Origin of the sequence: Sphingomonas sp. MMS24-J13 (assembly GCF_044905095.1) — a bacterium.
GTDB lineage: Bacteria > Pseudomonadota > Alphaproteobacteria > Sphingomonadales > Sphingomonadaceae > Sphingomonas_I.
Genome location: NZ_CP173258.1, coordinates 1,082,499 through 1,099,233, shown reverse-complemented (window position 1 = coordinate 1,099,233; position 16,735 = coordinate 1,082,499). Strand labels below are relative to the sequence as shown.

Sequence of the window (16,735 nt, the reverse complement as noted above, 5' to 3'; positions counted from 1 at the left end):
CCTTAGCCGCCGCTACGCGAGCTGCTGCCCGAGCCGTCTTTGCCCTTCAGGGGAGGCGGTGGCTTCGATCCGGCGGGAACCGGCTTGATCGCCTTGCCCGCCTTGATCTTGCCGAGGCCCTCGACGATCACCTTGTCGCCGGGATTGATCCCGCTCGTCACGAGCCAGTTGGGGCCGACCGTCTGCGTGACCGTCACCGCCTTGGAGACGGGCATATTATCCGGTCCGACCAGCATGACGGTGGCATTGCCCTGCGGGTCGCGCGCGACGCCGGCCTGGGGGACGAGGATGCCGTTGGCCTTGGTCGCCTGCGACAGGATCGCGCGCACGAACATGCCCGGCAAAAGCAGGCCCTGCGGATTGGGGAAGCGCGCGCGAAGGGTTACGGCGCCGGAGGCGGGATCGACCACGACCTCGGCGAATTCGAGCCTGCCGGAGAGCGGATAATCGCTGCCATCCTCGAGCCTTAGCTTCACCGTCGCCGCCGACGGGACGACGCCCCCCGATGCCAGCTCCTGGCGCAGCGCGATCAGATCGGCACTCGATTGCTGGATATCGACGTAGATCGGATCGAGCCGCTGGATCGAGGAGAGCGGATCGGTCTGCCCGGTCGTGACGAGCGCGCCGGTGGTGAAGAGCGATCGGCCGATCCTACCGGTGATGGGCGCGGGTACGGTGGTGAAGGCGAGGTTGATCTTCGCCGTATCGAGCAAGGCACGGTTCTGCGCGACCGCAGCGACCGCCTGTTTGGCGGCAGCGGCGGCGTCGGTATAATCCTGCTGGGCGACGGCCTGGATCTTGGCGAGCGGCCTGTAGCGATCGGCCTTAGCAACCGCGCTCTCGCGATTGGCCTCGGCCGACTGCAGATTGGCCTGCGCCTGATTGACCGCCGCGCGATAGAGGCTGGGATCGATCTGGTAGAGCGTCTGGCCCTTGTGGACGATGCTGCCCTCGGTAAAGAGCCGCGCCTTGATCACGCCCGAAACCTGCGGGCGCACATCGGAGGTTTCGAAGGCGGCGGTCCGCCCGGCAAGCTCGACGACGATCGGGACCGCCTCGGCCTTCACGACGATATAGCCCGCCTCCGGCGTCGTCTCCTGCTTGTCCTTCTTCTTCGCGCAGCCGGTGACGGCCAGCGCGGCAAAACCAAGCAACAGAGCCGTCCGGCCCAGACCGGCCGATCGTTGCAAATCCATAATCAACCCCGCGATCGGGCCGGCCGGGCCGGCACCGTCAGATATGCTGGAACATTGCCCGCGAACCGCGAGCGGACTTCTTCGATCGCTGTTCCGGATTTCAGGAACACGATGGCGAATCTTCTCCGGACGATGAGGTGGCTGGCTGTCGTTGGAAGCGGATCCGCGAGCGCGTCACCGTTCGTCCCGACCATACACGGCATAATGCGAGCGTCCATAGCTCGCGCCGGGCAACAATTGCGAGATATTTGCGTGCAAAAAGCGCAACAAATGCGACCGATGGCCGCTCACGCTCTCTCAGGCGCGACATAAACGAACGCGCGGCGCCCCGATCCGAGGGCCACTTCGATGCGCTGATAATTGTCGCCTTCATAATCGTCGGCAGCCGCAAGCTCGCTTTCTCGGAGGCGCAACGCCGCTCCGATGACCGAGTCGCGCTCGCTTTCGCCGACTCGGCGGAGAATCAGGTGGGTGGCCTTGCCGCTGAGATTGACAATGTCCGGTTCGGCGATCTCGATCGTATCGATCCGGAAGCCTGGCAGGCTATCCGGCTCCTCGTCGAGCAACCGGCCGAACAAAGCGGTCTGCACCTCGCGCTGGCGCAAGGTGCCGTAGGAGAAGAGCCAAACGATCCGATCGTCCGTCATGACCGCCTTTCCGGAACAGACATTGTGCCAGAATGGATAAGGCCGGCATGCCAAAGCCGATAGACAGATCGCGGGAGAATGCGCATTCTCCCGATTGTTAATGTCGCAAAAAATAGCGGCAACGAGGGGAATGGATGCCGGGTACAGCCTATCCGAAGGAGCCGATGTACCGGCATGCCTTCACCAAGCTCTCGCCGGATCAGATCCTGGCCAGGCTCGGCCCCGCCGCGCGCGCGGGCCCGTCCAGCGCCTCTCCGATCTCCGACGCACTTGCCGGCAAGACGATCCGCATCGCCACCGACAACGGTCCGAAGCTGACCTACAAATTCGCGAGCCCCGACCGCCTGTCCCTCACCGAGAATGGCGGCAGGGCGATCCAGGCCGGCTATGGCGCACTGACGCTCGACACGATCGTCCTGCTCGCGCACCTGATCCCCGGCACGCAGCGCGGCTTCGCGGTGGCGATCGATCGCGCGACCAACCTCACGACCGTCGTCGAACTGTGGTTCAGCGGCTATCGGGACAATCGCGAGGTCCAGCGCGAAATCTGGTACGGTTATGTCGAACAACCCGGTCAGGATGCACCTGCCGCACGCCATGGCACCACCAACCGGATCGAGGGCAAAGGCTTCTTCTGGAAGCAGGACGCCGGGCCCGAGACGCTCGAATTCTATCCTTCCGCCGCTTATTCGCACTTCGTCGAGCTGTCGCGCCAAGGCGGCGAGTTCGGCTATTGCGCACCGTCCGATTACATCAGGATCAGCGACGAACTCTATCTCTACGCCCGTACCGAATGCGAGTTTTCGGGCACGTTCACGCTCTACGTTATGGATCTCAACCGGGTCGAGCAGATCGGACTGAGGCTCGGCTTCGATCCGCACGACGCGCTCGAATATTATCTCTTCCGCGGCACCGGCGAATGGCTCGGCCAGATCGCCCAGTTCGAGAAGTTCGGCGATGTCGCCGGCAACCCGGTCCCCCGCCCTTCGCCCGACAAGGGATCGCGCCGGGTCTATCGCCCGCTCCAGACGATGCCGAAGATGACCAGGGCCGAGGTCGATGCGGCGGTCGCTAAGAACAGCCGCGTGTTCGTGAACCGCACCACCGCCGGCAATGGCGCTGCGGGCATGGCCACCAACGGCGCGGCGCCGTCGGACAGACTGGCCGGCAAGGCCATAACCCTGCGCTATGACGACGGGCCGGCGCTGGACTACAGGTTCGCGGATGCCGAGACGCTCCACTGGCGCTTCGCCGGCGATGGCCCCTGGACCAAAGCGCGCTATCGGGCGTGGGAGGCCGCGCCCGCCGCCTTCATCTTCGGTCATCTGCTGGAAGGCACGCCCAACCATGACGGGCATATGGTGGTGGTCGATTTCGACCAGGGACTGGCGACCTGCTTCAACGGCACCCTGAACACGCCGTATTTCGCCAACGAGGCGGCGGCCAAGACCTGGTTCGGAGTGATCGAGGCAGACGGGATCGTCCCGCCGCGGCGGCGGCGCCATCACTTCACCGACGATCTGGTCGGCAGCGCGATCACGTGGAATTATGCGCCGGGGCTCACCTCGATGCACCTTTATTCCACCCCGAATACGGTCTCGTGGATCATCTTCACCGAAAGCGGCGCGGGCGGGATGGAGTGGAGCGGACCAGGCGCGTTCGTGAAGATCCGCGATGGCCTCTATTTCGCTTACTGGCTGGAGGATGCCTGCAACGGCACGCTCGGCACGATCACGATCAACCTGCGCACCATGCACGATGCCGGCGTCGGCTATCATTGCGGCACCGAGGGCCTGAACATGAGCCAGATCGGCGCGCATGCCCGCCACGCCGGCAAGTTCGACATCCTGAAATATTATCAGCCCAAGACGAAGAAGGACGAGGCATGAGCACGGAGACGATTTCCACCCGACGCTCCTTCCTGAAGGCAGGCGCCGTACTGGCCGCGCCGATGGCGGCTCCCGCTGTCGCCGCGATCGGCGGCGATCCCGAGCTGGCCGCGCATGAGGACAGAGCGGCGATCCGCGTGCTTCACCAGGCCTGGCTGCGGGACATCAATAGCGGCCGCAAGGTTGCCCGGACCCGGGCGGGCGAGACGGTGCGGCGGATCACCGCGGATCATGAGGGCGCAGCGGAGTCGATCGATATCACCGGCGACGGTCACCGCGCCGCCGGCCGGTTCGATTGCGCGGTCGAGATCGAGACCGCGCTGTCGCAGGAGACGACGCTCGAGCAGATGGCGCATGCGCAGGGCGAAGGCTTCGTCCGGCGGACCGAGCGTCGCACGGTGGCGGCGGACTATGTGAAGACGCGCTACGGCTGGACGATCGCGCGCGTCGAATTCGCCACTGCCTGATCCGAGGACTGTCCGATGAGCGATGCCGAAACCCTCGTGCCGGTGACCGTCCCGGGACGCGACATCCCGCCGCCCACCACCATTTCCGATGCCGCGCGCCGGGCCTTGTCGGACAGTGCCGCCTTGCCCAACCTGCCCCGCCACGATCCGGCCGACCTGCCCGCGTGGCGCGAAGCGATCGCCGAGAGCGATGCGACCTGGGGCGTGCTGGCCCAGGGTATGCTCGCCACCTGCACCGCCTCGATCGAGACACGCGCGATCGCCGGGGTGCCGTGCTATGTGTCGACACCGCCCGATGCGGTCGACGCGCCGGTCTATCTCTACATCCATGGCGGCGCGTTCGTGTTCGGCGGCGGGGCCTTCGCCCGCGCCCAGGGCGCACTCGCGGCCGAGAAACTGGGCGTCGTCACCGTGTCGGTCGATTACCGGATGCCGCCGGACCACCCCTTCCCCGCCGCGCCCGAAGATTGCCTCGCCGTCTATCGCGCGCTGATCGCCGAGCATGATCCTGCGCGGATCGTCATCGGCGGCAGCTCGGCCGGCGGCAACCTCGCTGCGGCGACGACGCTGATGATCCGCGATCAAGGTTTGCCCCAGCCGGCCGCCGTCATCCTGCTGACGCCCGAGATCGACCTGACCGAGGCGGGCGACACGTTCCAGACCAACATCGCGCTGGACGTCATCCTCAAGAAGGGCCTGCCCGAGTGCAACGCGCTCTACGCGGCGGGGCATGACCTGACCGATCCCTACCTCTCGCCTTTGTTCGCCGATTTCACGGCCGGCTACCCGCCGACAATGATCCAATCCGGCACGCGCGATCTGTTCCTGTCCAATTCGGTGCTGATCCACCGCAAATTGCGCGAAGCGGGCATCGAAGCCGAACTCCATGTCTGGGAGGCGATGCCGCACGGCGGCTTCGGCTTTGGCCCCTCGCCCGAAAACGCCGCGGTGGACCGGGAGGTGGCGCGGTTCATCCGCAAACATTGTCCCTAGCCTAGGTACGGACGGACGATCTACAGGGCTGACCATTGCCATCGATCACAAGAGACGGACCAGCCCATGACCAGCGCATCGCCCAACGCCTCCGACATCAAGCGCATTTTCGCGCTCCAGCAGGCGCATCAGTGGGACGTCAAAGCGTCGAGCGCGGAGGTGCGCAAAGCGAAGCTGGCGAAGCTGAAGGCTGCGGTCGAGGCGCATTCCGACGATATCGTCGCGGCGGTGCAGGACGACACGCGCAAGCCCGCCGGCGAGATCCGCGTCACCGAGGTGCTCAACATCACCGCCAACATCCAGCGCAACATCGACAATCTCGATGCCTGGATGGCGCCGACCGAGATCACGCCCTCGCTCAATCCGAACGACAAGGCGCAGATCGTCTATGAGGCGCGCGGCGTCTGCCTCATCCTCGGGCCGTGGAACTTCCCGCTCGGCCTGACCTTCGGCCCGCTCGCCGCCGCCGTCGCCGCGGGCAATTGCTGCATGGTCAAGCTGACCGATCTCTGCCCCGCCACCGCGCGTCTCGCGGGCATCATCGTCCGCGAGGTCTTCGACGAGAATGAGGTGGCGTTGTTCGAAGGCGATGTCAGCGTGGCGACCGCCTTGCTCGAACTGCCCTTCAACCACATCTTCTTCACCGGCAGCACCCGCGTCGGAAAGCTCGTGATGGCGGCGGCCGCCAAGAATCTGGCGAGCGTCACGCTGGAGCTGGGCGGCAAATCCCCGGTGATCATCGACGAAGGCGCCGATATCGCGAAGATCGCCGCCGATCTCGCCGGCGCCAAGCAGTTCAACGGCGGCCAGGCCTGCATCTGCCCCGATTATGTGTTCGTCAAAGAAGACCAGCGGGACAATCTCGTCGCGGCGTTCAAGGCGAAAGTGGCGGAAAATCTCTATTCGGACGGCAAGATCAAGAAAGAGAGCATCGCCCAGATCGTCAACGCCGGCAATTTCGCCCGCGTCAAAGCACTGTTCGACGATGCAGTCGCCAAGGGCGCGAAGGTCGCGGTGGGCGGTGAACTGGACGAGGCCGATCTCACCATCCATCCGACGATGCTGACCGACGTCACGCCGGACATGAACATCCTGCAGGAAGAGATTTTCGCGCCGGTGCTGCCGGTCATGACCTACGACGATCTCGACCAGGTCATCACCCACGTCTCGACGCGCGACAAGCCGCTCGCTCTGTACATCTACAGCAACGATCCGGCGCATGTTGATAAGATCCTGAGCCGGACCTCGTCGGGCGGCGTGACCGTGAACGGCGTCTTCTCGCATTATCTGGAAAACCAGCTTCCCTTCGGCGGCGTCAACCAGAGCGGCATGGGCAGCTATCACGGCTATTTCGGCTTCAAGGCCTTCTCGCACGAGCGCGCCATCTATCGGCATCAATAAGGCGATTACGGGCCTGTCCATCGGGACAGGCCCGATCGACCATCACGACTTTACGCACCTGACCGCGTCTTGGTCCCGACTTCCGGCGATGCTATACCGACGCCATAAATAAAGGCGTTCGGAGAAGATGGTGATGATCAGGCCCGCATGGCCGATGGTGGCCTTGATCGCGTCGGCCGCGCTGGCACAAGCGCCATCGGCACCGCCGCGGCCGACCGACGACATCGTCGTCACCGGCACCCGCGATACGCCACGCAAGATCGAGCAGACCGCGTGGGCGATGACGCCGCATCGCGATCTCTATCACGAGCCGCTCGCGCAGTTTCAGACGCCGGTCTGCCCCGGCGTCATCGGCATGCCGCCCGAATATGCCGCCATGATGATCGCGCGGATCCGCGCCGTCGCGCAGATGGCCAAGGTTCGGCTCGACCGGGAGAAGTGCAAGGCCAACCTGCTCGTCATCTTCACCCCCGGCGGCCAGGCGGCATTGCAGGACATACGGAACAAGCGTCCTTGGCCGCTTGAAGGTATCGACCGGGCCGAACTGTACGATCTCGCCACCGATCCCGACCTCAGGGAACTCGCGGCGCAACCCGGGCCGGTCCACGTCTGGGTGAGCACCGAGACGCGTGGCCGCCTCGGCGAAATGCTGAGCGGGCGCGGCGATGGCGACGAACCGGCGATGCTCAAGACCGCCAATGCGCAATCGCACATCTATCTGGCGGCGAGGCAGGACATCGTCGCATCGGTGATCCTGATCGACATCCCTGCACTCAACGGGCTGCATGTCCGCCAGGTGGCCGATTATGTCGCGATGCGCGGGCTCGCCCAGACCCGTCCGCCGGGCCAGCGCGGCAAGGTCGGCACGATCCTCAGCCTGTTCGACAAGGGCGCGATCCCGCCCCTCGAAATGACGACGTTCGATCTGGCCTATCTGCGCGCGGTCTACGGGCAGATCCCCAACCTTCCCGGCAGCGCCAAGATCACGCAGGTGGCGTATGAGGTGAAGAAGGCCGCAAAGGGCGAATAATCGCACGGCGGAGGCCGCAATCCCCATTTCCGGTCCCGCGGTCCCGCCGCTATGGCGCGACGGCTCCATGCCACCGAGGACCGCTGAATGATCGAGCTTTCCGAGCGCTCTTACGCCGCCTTCCTGTTCGACATGGACGGGACGTTGCTCACCTCGATCGCATCGGCCGAGCGGGTGTGGTCGCGCTGGGCAGAGCGGCACGGACTCGACGTGGCGACCTTCCTGCCCACCATCCACGGCATCCGATCGGCGGACACGATCCGCAACCTCGCTCTGCCCGGCGTAGATCCCGAGGCGGAGGCGCTGGCGATCACGCTGGAGGAGATCGAGGACGTCTCCGATGTCAGGCCGATTCCGGGCGCGGAAGCCTTCGTGCGCGCGCTGCCGGACGGCAGGTGGGCGATCGTCACGTCGGCGCCGCGCAATCTGGCGATTGCGCGCATTCGCGCCGCGGGCCTGCCGATCCCGCCGGTCCTGGTTTGCGCCGAGGATGTCGCGCAGGGAAAACCCGCGCCCGATGGCTATATCCAGGCGGCCGGGCAACTCGGCTTCCGTTCGCACCACTGCCTCGTTTTCGAGGATGCGCCAGCGGGCATCCAGGCCGGCGAGGCGGCAGGCGCCGACGTGCTGGTGATTACCGAGACCCATGCCAAGGCGATGGCGGACATCCGGATTTCGGCCCGCAACTATGAACGGCTGCAGGTAGCCGAAACCGAGGCCGGTCTCCGCTTCCGGCGCGCCTGATCATCCGTAGAGTTCGACCGGGTTCTCGGCCAGTATCCGGAAGCGCGTCGCCTCGTCCGGCACCCATTCGGCGAGCAGGTCGATGAGATCGCCGTCATTGGGCATGATCCGGCCGTTCATCTGCACGTGCGGCCAATCCGATCCCCACACCAACCGTTCGGGCGCATGCGCCGCCAGAGCGCGCGCGAACGGCGTCATACTGGGGTAGGGATAGTCCTCGTCGCGCGCGGCGCGCATCGGTCCCGACAGTTTGACCCACACCCGGCCGCTGTCGAGCAAGCGCAGGATCGCCTGGAAACCCGGCTGATCGAGCCCGAGGCGCGGATCGAACATGCCGAAATGATCGAGCACCACCCGGCACGGCAGCGCCAGCAAGCTGTCTGCCGCATCCGCGATGTCGTCGCAGGTGACGCTATGATATTGGACGTGCCAGCCGGCATCCTCCGCAACGGCGGCGATCCGTCGGTCGAGCCGCGGCAGATGGCTCCATTCATGCCCCGCCGGCGCGCCGAACATGCGCACGCCACGCACCCCGAGCTTGCCCAGCATCGCCGCCTCGTCGGCGCGGAAATCGTCGCGCGGCAGGATGATGCCGCGCAGGCGATCGCCGAAGCGTTCGAGCACGCTCTGGATGTGGCGGTAATCCTTGCCGTAGCCGCCCGCGCTCACGACCACGGCATGCCTCAGGCCGAGCACGTCGAGCGTCGCCAGATAATCTTCGGGCAAGGCATCGTCGGAGACGTAGGGGCTCGATGGATCGAACGGGAACCGGCTCGCCGGGCCGAACAGATGGATGTGGCAATCCCAGCCCAGCGCCGGGACGGCGTGTCGCGGCGGGCGCGGGTCGGGATCCGGGGGCTGGTTGCGCACGGCGCGTGCGGGGACCTCTGCGTTCGCCATCTCGATCCTCCGGGTAAGACGTGATTCAGGTACAAGCCGTCCGACCCCGAACTTGACCGGGAGGGCAGCCTTATTTGCCAGGAATGGCGCGAGAAGCCCCGCGCCTGCAACAAGGCGAGACGCGTGCAGAATCGCCGTTTATCCATGCGCGTCCGCCCGACGGCGAGACGACGGATCCAGGAGAGGTCCGCACGGGAGAGGAAGACGATGGCCGGACTGCTGCCCCCTGCCCTCCTGGCCGGCCTGCTGATCGCCTGTTCGCCGTCCGCGCTGATCGCCGCCCGACCTGTTTCGGACGCGGGCCGGTTGGCGGCACTGGCGCGGGATGTGGATCGCGCCGAAAGCATCCGCGCGGTCAAACGCCTCGAAACGGCGTGGGCGCACTATATCGACACGGGCGAATGGCAGCGCGCTGCCGACCTGTTTGCCGACGATGCCGAACTGATCCATGCCGAGGACCGTTTCCGCGGAAAGACGGCGATCGCCGCTTACTTCCGCCGCGCGATCGGCAAGGGCATCGAAGGCCTGCCCCCCAACACCATCCACACACCTTTTCTGGTCACCCCGATCGTCACGCTGAGCGCGGACGGGAATACCGCCAAAGGGCGCTGGCATGCCGTTGCCATGCGCGGCGCGCTCGGCGGGGAAGCGAGCTGGGAGGGCGGCGTGTTCGAATGCGTCTATGTCCGCCAGAACGGTGCGTGGAAGATCGGCGGCCAGGTCTTCAAGCCGACGATGACCGGTCCTTACGAGACCGGCTGGCATTCTTATTATCCGGAACTGCCGGTGTTCCCTTACCATTTCCAGCCGGACGATGTCGGCACGTCGGCGGTGCTCGGGCCGGCAGTCGGGGCACCCGCCACCAAGGCGACGCTTTCGGCGCTCGCAGGACGCATCCGGGCGCTGCGCGACGAACAGGCGATCCGCAACCTGCAGGATGCCTACGGTTATTATGTCGACCAGAAGATGTGGGTCGACGTCGCCGATCTGTTCGCCGCCAATGGCAGTATCGAGATATCGGGCGTCGGTCGCTATGCCGGCAAGGTCGGCATCCGCCAGGCGCTCGAACGCGATGGCCCCGATGGTCTCCGATACGGCGAGATGAACGATCATGTTCAGGCCGATCTGATCGTCGACGTCATGCCCGACGGCAAACATGCCCGTGCGCGCGGCATCGATATCGGCATGATCGGCCGCAACGAGGGCAGCGCTTACTGGGTGGTGACCAGCTTCGACAATCTTTTCGTCAAGCAGGACGGCATCTGGCGGTTCGACACGATGCGTCAGGCAGTGGGCATGAAGACCGATTATGCGCAAGGCTGGGGCAAGAGCTGGACCGGCCCTGGCATCGCCCCGCCCGAGCTGCAGCCTGCCGGCCCGGCTCCCGCGACATTGCCGCCGCTGTGGGAGATCGAGCATACCGAAGCCGCCCGGCCACAGGCGGGGATGAGCCTCGCCCAGGCCGAAAAATCGGTCTTCGTCGCCGCGGCCTATGACGCGATCGAGAACCTTGCCGGCGGCTATGGCCAGTATCTCGACGACAATCACTGGGAGGAACTAGGCCAGCTCTTCGCCGCGCAGGGCGAGCGCGATTCAGCCGGCGGCGGCTTCATCCGCACGCCCGCGCGCATCGCCGCCTTCTCGCGCCAGCGCTACGGCCCGTACAATCCGCACCGCATCGCCCAGAATATGCATATGCGCACCCAGCCGGTGATCGACCTCTCGCCCGATGGCCGGAAGGGCCAGATGCGCACCCGCCTGCTCCAGTTCGTGATCGCCCCCAACGGCGCAACGGGTCCGTTCCGCGAGCCGATGATCATCACCGGCATGTACGAGGACGACGTCGTGTTCGAAAATGGCCGGTGGCGGATCCAGCGCGCCGATATCGACCACCTGCTCTACACGCACAGCTACAAGGACGGCTGGACCCACATTGCCGAGGGCGAGGGCGCGAAACGATCGCCGCCGCTCTCCAGTGTCGCCGGCGTCAAGTTCGACGCGCCGGGCGCGGGCGACACCGAACCATCCTTCCCGAAGCTGCCGCACATGTGGTTCCACTATCGCAACCCGGTCAGCGGCCGCGAGCCGCCCTATCTGATGCCGAAATATCCGCTGCCGCAGCCGTAGGCGCCTCAAGCCGGCTGCAATGCCGGCTTGCCCATCAATCTCAGGATGCCGGCCGCCACCAGCACCGCCGCCGCGCCGATCGCGAAGAACAACGTCGCGGGGATATCACCCCAATAGCTGCCCATCATGCCGGCCAGCACGCTGCCGAGGAACTTGGCGATATACCAGGCGCCCATCGCGGTCGCGGCGAAGCCGGCCGGCGAAAGCATGTCGACCAGAGCCAGCCCGACCGGGATGACGAGCAGTTCGCCGATCGTCAGCAGCAGGAAATAGACGATCGTCCACCAGGCGCTGACCGGCTGGCCGGTGCGCGCCGCCACCATCGCCGCCAGCACCATCACCAGCATCGACGCCGATGCGATGACGCAGCCGAGGCTCATCCGGCGCATCTGCACCAGCGGGCCGGCGCGTTCCGCGCGCTTGCCCCAATGGCGGATCAGCAGCGGGGTGAGCACGATGATCAGCAGCGGGTTGATCGCCTGGAACCATGTCGCCGGGATCGTGAATGCGCCGCCGAACAGGCTGCGATCGGTGAAATCCTTGACCCACAGCGCGATCACGTTGCCGCTCTGCTCGTAGCCGATGCGGAACAGGATCACGACCGCGACGATCGCCATCAAAAGCCGCACGTTGCGCCTGTCGATCGGGATGGCAGGCGCCGTCGCTTCTGCCCTTGCGGTGCGCGGATCGGCCGGAAGCAGGCGGCGGAAGCCAAGGTAGACGATCAGCCCGAACAGCATGCCGATCCCGGCCGCGGCAAAGCCCCAATGCCAGCCGACCATCTCGCCCAGCGTCCCGCACACCAAAGGCGCGAGCAGCCCGCCGAGGTTGATCCCCATGTAATAAGCGCTGAAGGCATGCGCCTTGCGCGGATCGTCGTCGGCATAGAGGCTGCCGACCTGCACTGCGAGCGGGGGCATGAAGAGGCCGTTGCCGATCGCGACCAAGGCGAGCGCCGGAAACAGCAATCCGGGAAAGGCCATCGCGAAATGACCGCACATCATCAGCAGCCCGCCGATCACGACGCTGCGCGTGCGCCCGAGCCACTTGTCGGCGATCATCCCGCCGAAGAACGGGCTGAAGAATGCGGCACCGCCATAGATGCCGTAGATCATCGACGACTTGGCCTGCGGAAAGCCGAGCTGCTGCGTCATGTAGTAAACGAGCAAAGCCTGCAGACCGAAATAGGAGAATTCGGCCCACATCTGGGTGAGGAACAGGATCGTCAGCCCCGGCGGATGACCGAATAGCGAGCGCTTCGTGCCCGGCAAGGTCTCCGCCGATGGGCTGGTCATCCATGCCCCCACAGACCCGCCGGCACCATCACCGTGCCATCACCCGGATAGATGTGCGCCGCGAGCGGATCGTCGGCGAGCGCGGCCGGGCCGTCGAGATCGACCAGATCGCATAGCTGCGCCAATACGAAGGCCGGCGCGGTCGAAAGCGTCGATCCCGCCATGTTGCCGACCATGACCTTGAGCTCCATCCGCCGCGCCAGTGCCGCCATGGCCAGGGCCTCGGTCAGCCCGCCGCATTTGTCGAGCTTGATGTTCACCACCTGGAACAGGTGCCCCCGTTCTTCCAGTTCGGCGAGCGTGAGGATGCTCTCGTCGGCGGCGACCGGGACCGGCGATGTCCAACCCGCCAAGGCCTGCTCCTCGCCGCGCCGGATCGGCTGTTCCAGCAGGGATACACGCTGCTCGACCAGCATCTGCGCCAGCGCATCGAGGTCGTCGGCGGCGAAACCCTGATTGGCATCGACGCCGATCCAGGCATCGGGGCGCGCCCGGCGCACCGTCCGCACGCGCTCGCTGTCCGCCGCGAGATCGCCGTCGAGCTTGAGCTTGATCGATCGGGCGTGGCTGAATGCGGGAAGCCGTTCCAGCAGATAGGCCGGATCCTCGGCCGGCAGGGTGAAGGTGCTGACGAGCGGCCGGGGCGCCGGCACGCCGGCCAGCTGCCACACCGGCACGCCCGCGCGCAGCGAGTTCGAGCTCCCACAGCGCGCAATCGACCGCGTTGCGCGCGCCGCCGGCCGGCAGCAGATCCTGCAGCGCCGCGCGGTCCACGCCGGCCTCGATCGCATTGCGCACGCGCTCGATCTCCCGCGCCATGAATGCGGGATCGTCACCGAGATAATAGACGCCCGCCGCTTCGCCACGTCCGCGATGCACGCCATCCCCCAGCGTGACGACCACGGCCGGCATGCCTTCGAACAGATAGCCCGAGATCCGGAACGGCTCGCGCATCCGCAGCGGATCGCAGCGATACGTCAGCGACAGGGCGTGACGGACAGGGGGGATGATGGCGGCCATCGCCACCACATCCCACACGCGATCTCATGTTTCAATAGCTGAAACATGCATGCCAGCGGAGGCCGCTTTGCCGCGCGAGGTTTCGAGATTCCAGCTCTGTCCGGCCGAATTTGCAACATTCTGCATGCCCGATCCAGCGCATACCGCCAGCACCCTGCACGGCTCGTCGCCCGTGCGGATATAAGCATGCGCCATGCCGCTATCGAAATAGACCGAGTCGCCCTGGGCGAGCGGCAGCGGGGCATAAAGATCGGAATGCAGCTCCATGGCGCCGCTCAGGACGTAGAGATATTCCTCGCCGCTGTGGCGCACGAGCCCACCCAGTTCATCGACGCTGCGCGCCTTCACCTCGATGATGATCGGCACCATCATCTTGCCGAGCAATTCGGCGCCCGGATAATGGTGGGTATGGCGGTCGGAGGCGGCTTCCGGCTCCAGCCCCGCTCGCGCAATACTCCGTCTCCCCACTGCCGGCGGCGGCGCCTCGGGCGGCGGCCCGGCCGAAACGAGCGACCCGATGTCGACGTTGAGCCCCTGCGCCAGCTTGACCAACTTGTCGTAGGTCATCGCCATCTTGCCGTTCTCGAGCTTCGACAGGGTCGAGAAGGGAAGACCGATCCGGGCGGCCAGCGCGCGCAGCGTCAGCCCCTGCTTCACGCGGGCATCGCGCAGCGCCAGGCCGGGGTGCGGATCGTTTCTGCCAGTCTTCTTCATGTTTTCCTCGAGCCATCCTAGCGCACACAGACGCGAACAGGAACTGCCGCGGCTGTTTCAGAAACCAGTTGCTATGTGAGAAACATGGGTCATTATGTCCATGATTTCATCGCAAGGGGCACATGATGATTTTCCGAGTCAGGGCTGTCCTGCTGGCATCCGGCGCGGCGATCGCGCTGGCATCGCCCTCGCCCGCCGAAACGAGCGCCGCCGACGGCGACCAGCAAGGCGAGATCGTCGTCACCGCACAGAAGCGCGAAGAGCGGCTGATCGATGTGCCGCAATCGGTTTCGGTGCTGACCCCGCAAGCGCTGGAGGCGGTGCATGCCGAGCGCTTCGCCGACTATTTCACCCGCCTGCCCAGCGCCAATATTGTCGAGGACCAGGCCGGCCAGACCCGCCTCATCCTGCGCGGGATCAACACCGGCGGCGTCGGCGCGACGGTAGCGACCTACGTCGACGAGACGCCCTACGGATCGGCCACCAGCCTGGCCAACGGGGCGATCCTGACCCCCGACATCGATCCGTTCGATCTCAAGCGGGTCGAGGTGCTGCGCGGCCCGCAGGGCACGCTCTACGGCGCCAACTCGCTCGGCGGCCTCGTCAAATATGTGACGGTGGCGCCATCGACCGACGCGATCCACTTTGCGGGCGAAGCCGGGGTCGAGAGCGTCGATCATGGCAGTACCGGCTGGTCGGGCCGCGCCGCGCTCAACCTTCCCGTGGGCGATGCCATCGCGATCCGCGGCAGCGGCTTCTACCGCCACGATCCGGGCTATATCGACGATCCGAAGCTCGGATCGGACGTCAATGACGGCAAGACCTATGGCGGGCGCGTCAGCCTGCTGGTCAAGCCGACCGATCGCCTCACGTTGCGCGGGACCGCCTTCCTGGAAAATATCAGGAGCAACGGGAGCAATACGATCGACGTCGATGCGGTGACGCTGACACCGATCGTTGGCCGGCTGGCGCACAGCCGTACCGTCGCCGAGCCGAACAACGTCGATTACCGCATCTACAATGCCACGGCGGCCTACGACCTCGGCAGCGTGAACCTGATCTCTTCCTCCAGCTGGGGCACGCTCGATCAGGCCGCGATCCAGGATGCGAGCGGCCTGTACGGCCCGCTGCTCACCGACGCATTCGGTCAGCCGCTCGGCGCGCTGGTCAACCAGGGCGTTCTCCAGCGCCGCTTCACCGAGGAGGTCCGGCTGGCATCATCGGGCAAGCGCAGGTTCGAATGGACCGTCGGCGGTTTCTACACGCGCGAGCGCAACGCCATCGATCAGACGCTCGATGCGATCGACGGGAATAGCGGCAGCCGCGTCGATGCGTTCTCGCCACTGGCCACCGCAGGCGAACATTCGAAATATCATGAGCTCGCCGCGTTCGCGAATGCGACCTTCCATTTCACCCGTCAGTTCGATCTGACGGTCGGCGGGCGCTACAGCCACAATCGCCAGAATGACGTCTCGACGTCGGGCGGTGCGCTGGTCGGCGGCGACAGTCAGGTCACGGGCCATTCGCGCGACCATGTCTTCACCTATGCGATCGCGCCGGCGTTCAAGCCGAACGATCATCTCACCATCTACGCCCGGATCGCGCGCGGCTATCAGCCCGGCGGGCCCAATGCGCTGCCACCGGCCGCACCGAACGCGGTGCCGCGCGAATTCGCGCCATCGACCACGCTCAACTATGAAGTGGGGGTAAAATCGGAGCTGATCGATCGCCTGCTCTCGATCGAGCTGACCGGCTTCTGGATCGACTGGAAGGACATCCAGCTGCTCGCCGATGTCGGCGGTTTTGGGGTCAATACCAATGGCGGCAAGGCGCGCAGCAAGGGTGTCGAGCTATCGGCCACGCTCACGCCCCTCGCAGGCCTGAGCCTTGCCGCCAACGGGGCCTATATCGATGCCCATCTGACCGAGGATGCCCCGGCGCTGGTGGGCGGGCTCGATGGCGATCCCCTGCCCTATAATCCGCATTGGTCGGGCACACTCAGCGCCGATTATATGCATGCGATCGGCAGCAGGGCCGATGCCGCCTTCGGCGTGAGCTGGCGTTATACCGGCCGGCGCCGCTCGGATTTCGACGCGTCGATCGGCCAGCATCCGCTCGGCGCGTTCGGGCAGCTTTATGCGCATGCCGGGGTCAGCTTCGATCGCTTCCGCATCGACGCCTTCGTGCGTAACCTGACCGACAGCCGCGGGATCACCAATGTCGGCGCTCTTGGGTCCGCACCCAATGGTGCGATCGCCGCGGCGGTGGTGCGGCCACGATCGTTCGGACTGACCGTCGGCGTCCGTTACTAG

At 65.8% G+C, this 16,735-nt stretch carries 15 protein-coding genes; 9 read left to right on the top strand and 6 right to left on the bottom strand.

Features of this window, described 5'->3' with window-relative positions; translation table 11 throughout:
* Positions 1-2: 2 nt before the first annotated feature.
* On the bottom strand, positions 3-1,196 hold the full coding sequence (locus AB4Z44_RS05190; protein ID WP_404713006.1) for an efflux RND transporter periplasmic adaptor subunit: 1,194 nt from the start codon (positions 1,194-1,196) through the stop codon (positions 3-5).
* 287 nt (positions 1,197-1,483) lie between these two features.
* Positions 1,484-1,843 (bottom strand): gamma-glutamylcyclotransferase family protein, encoded by a 360-nt coding sequence (locus AB4Z44_RS05185; protein ID WP_404713005.1) that lies wholly within the window; start codon positions 1,841-1,843, stop codon positions 1,484-1,486.
* 134 nt (positions 1,844-1,977) lie between these two features.
* Here AB4Z44_RS05185 and AB4Z44_RS05180 point away from each other — a divergent pair, with 134 nt between their 5' ends.
* From AB4Z44_RS05180 to AB4Z44_RS05155, 6 genes are all read left to right on the top strand, one after another.
* Entirely contained in the window at positions 1,978-3,732 is a 1,755-nt protein-coding gene (locus AB4Z44_RS05180; RefSeq protein WP_404713004.1) for a MoaF N-terminal domain-containing protein, read from the top strand.
* The gene (locus AB4Z44_RS05175) at positions 3,729-4,199 is read left to right on the top strand and encodes a hypothetical protein (protein WP_404713003.1); all 471 of its coding nucleotides are present in this window, start codon (positions 3,729-3,731) and stop codon (positions 4,197-4,199) included. Before AB4Z44_RS05180 ends, AB4Z44_RS05175 begins: the two co-directional genes overlap by 4 nt.
* 15 nt (positions 4,200-4,214) lie before the next feature.
* Positions 4,215-5,192, top strand: a complete 978-nt coding sequence (locus tag AB4Z44_RS05170) for an alpha/beta hydrolase (protein ID WP_404713002.1) — start codon at positions 4,215-4,217, stop codon at positions 5,190-5,192.
* A 66-nt stretch (positions 5,193-5,258) separates the two neighbouring features.
* The gene (locus tag AB4Z44_RS05165; RefSeq protein WP_404713001.1) at positions 5,259-6,593 is read left to right on the top strand and encodes an aldehyde dehydrogenase family protein; all 1,335 of its coding nucleotides are present in this window, start codon (positions 5,259-5,261) and stop codon (positions 6,591-6,593) included.
* A 133-nt stretch (positions 6,594-6,726) separates the two neighbouring features.
* Positions 6,727-7,623 (top strand): hypothetical protein, encoded by an 897-nt coding sequence (locus AB4Z44_RS05160; RefSeq protein ID WP_404713000.1) that lies wholly within the window; start codon positions 6,727-6,729, stop codon positions 7,621-7,623.
* A gap of 87 nt (positions 7,624-7,710) precedes the next feature.
* Positions 7,711-8,367 (top strand): HAD-IA family hydrolase, encoded by a 657-nt coding sequence (locus tag AB4Z44_RS05155; protein WP_404712999.1) that lies wholly within the window; start codon positions 7,711-7,713, stop codon positions 8,365-8,367.
* Here the strand turns inward: AB4Z44_RS05155 and AB4Z44_RS05150 are convergent, their stop codons facing one another.
* Positions 8,368-9,267: an amidohydrolase family protein gene (locus AB4Z44_RS05150; RefSeq protein ID WP_404712998.1), complete on the bottom strand. Its 900-nt coding sequence runs from the start codon at positions 9,265-9,267 to the stop codon at positions 8,368-8,370.
* Positions 9,268-9,474: 207 nt separating this feature from the next.
* On the opposite strand from AB4Z44_RS05150, the gene AB4Z44_RS05145 reads away from it, so the two are divergent.
* Entirely contained in the window at positions 9,475-11,394 is a 1,920-nt protein-coding gene (locus AB4Z44_RS05145; RefSeq protein WP_404712997.1) for a nuclear transport factor 2 family protein, read from the top strand.
* Positions 11,395-11,399: 5 nt separating this feature from the next.
* On the opposite strand, the gene AB4Z44_RS05140 is transcribed toward AB4Z44_RS05145, so the two are convergent.
* Both AB4Z44_RS05140 and AB4Z44_RS05135 read right to left on the bottom strand, forming a co-directional pair.
* Positions 11,400-12,689: a peptide MFS transporter gene (locus AB4Z44_RS05140; protein WP_404712996.1), complete on the bottom strand. Its 1,290-nt coding sequence runs from the start codon at positions 12,687-12,689 to the stop codon at positions 11,400-11,402.
* On the bottom strand, positions 12,686-13,342 hold the full coding sequence (locus tag AB4Z44_RS05135) for an enolase C-terminal domain-like protein (RefSeq protein WP_404712995.1): 657 nt from the start codon (positions 13,340-13,342) through the stop codon (positions 12,686-12,688). The genes AB4Z44_RS05140 and AB4Z44_RS05135 overlap by 4 nt, the downstream gene beginning before the upstream one ends.
* On the opposite strand from AB4Z44_RS05135, the gene AB4Z44_RS05130 reads away from it, so the two are divergent.
* A complete protein-coding gene (locus AB4Z44_RS05130) occupies positions 13,308-13,751 on the top strand; it encodes a hypothetical protein (protein WP_404712994.1) in 444 nt (147 codons plus the stop codon). The two genes, AB4Z44_RS05135 and AB4Z44_RS05130, sit on opposite strands and share 35 nt — an antisense overlap.
* Here AB4Z44_RS05130 and AB4Z44_RS05125 read toward each other — a convergent pair.
* Complete coding sequence (locus AB4Z44_RS05125; protein ID WP_404712993.1) at positions 13,734-14,423, bottom strand: helix-turn-helix domain-containing protein; 690 nt, start codon at positions 14,421-14,423, stop codon at positions 13,734-13,736. The genes AB4Z44_RS05130 and AB4Z44_RS05125 overlap by 18 nt on opposite strands.
* 122 nt (positions 14,424-14,545) lie before the next feature.
* On the opposite strand from AB4Z44_RS05125, the gene AB4Z44_RS05120 reads away from it, so the two are divergent.
* Positions 14,546-16,735 carry a TonB-dependent receptor gene (locus AB4Z44_RS05120; RefSeq protein ID WP_404712992.1) on the top strand — a complete coding sequence of 730 codons (2,190 nt, stop codon included), beginning with the start codon at positions 14,546-14,548 and terminating at the stop codon, positions 16,733-16,735.

Excerpts from the sequence above, each read along its gene's own strand:
- AB4Z44_RS05190 (WP_404713006.1), bottom strand. The coding sequence starts at position 1,196 with ATGGATTTGCAACGATCGGCCGGTCTGGGCCGGACGGCTCTGTTGCTT.
- AB4Z44_RS05185 (WP_404713005.1), bottom strand. The coding sequence starts at position 1,843 with ATGACGGACGATCGGATCGTTTGGCTCTTCTCCTACGGCACCTTGCGC.
- AB4Z44_RS05180 (WP_404713004.1), top strand. The coding sequence starts at position 1,978 with ATGCCGGGTACAGCCTATCCGAAGGAGCCGATGTACCGGCATGCCTTC.
- AB4Z44_RS05175 (WP_404713003.1), top strand. The coding sequence starts at position 3,729 with ATGAGCACGGAGACGATTTCCACCCGACGCTCCTTCCTGAAGGCAGGC.
- AB4Z44_RS05170 (WP_404713002.1), top strand. The coding sequence starts at position 4,215 with ATGAGCGATGCCGAAACCCTCGTGCCGGTGACCGTCCCGGGACGCGAC.
- AB4Z44_RS05165 (WP_404713001.1), top strand. The coding sequence starts at position 5,259 with ATGACCAGCGCATCGCCCAACGCCTCCGACATCAAGCGCATTTTCGCG.
- AB4Z44_RS05160 (WP_404713000.1), top strand. The coding sequence starts at position 6,727 with ATGATCAGGCCCGCATGGCCGATGGTGGCCTTGATCGCGTCGGCCGCG.
- AB4Z44_RS05155 (WP_404712999.1), top strand. The coding sequence starts at position 7,711 with ATGATCGAGCTTTCCGAGCGCTCTTACGCCGCCTTCCTGTTCGACATG.
- AB4Z44_RS05150 (WP_404712998.1), bottom strand. The coding sequence starts at position 9,267 with ATGGCGAACGCAGAGGTCCCCGCACGCGCCGTGCGCAACCAGCCCCCG.
- AB4Z44_RS05145 (WP_404712997.1), top strand. The coding sequence starts at position 9,475 with ATGGCCGGACTGCTGCCCCCTGCCCTCCTGGCCGGCCTGCTGATCGCC.
- AB4Z44_RS05140 (WP_404712996.1), bottom strand. The coding sequence starts at position 12,689 with ATGACCAGCCCATCGGCGGAGACCTTGCCGGGCACGAAGCGCTCGCTA.
- AB4Z44_RS05125 (WP_404712993.1), bottom strand. The coding sequence starts at position 14,423 with ATGAAGAAGACTGGCAGAAACGATCCGCACCCCGGCCTGGCGCTGCGC.
- AB4Z44_RS05120 (WP_404712992.1), top strand. The coding sequence starts at position 14,546 with ATGATGATTTTCCGAGTCAGGGCTGTCCTGCTGGCATCCGGCGCGGCG.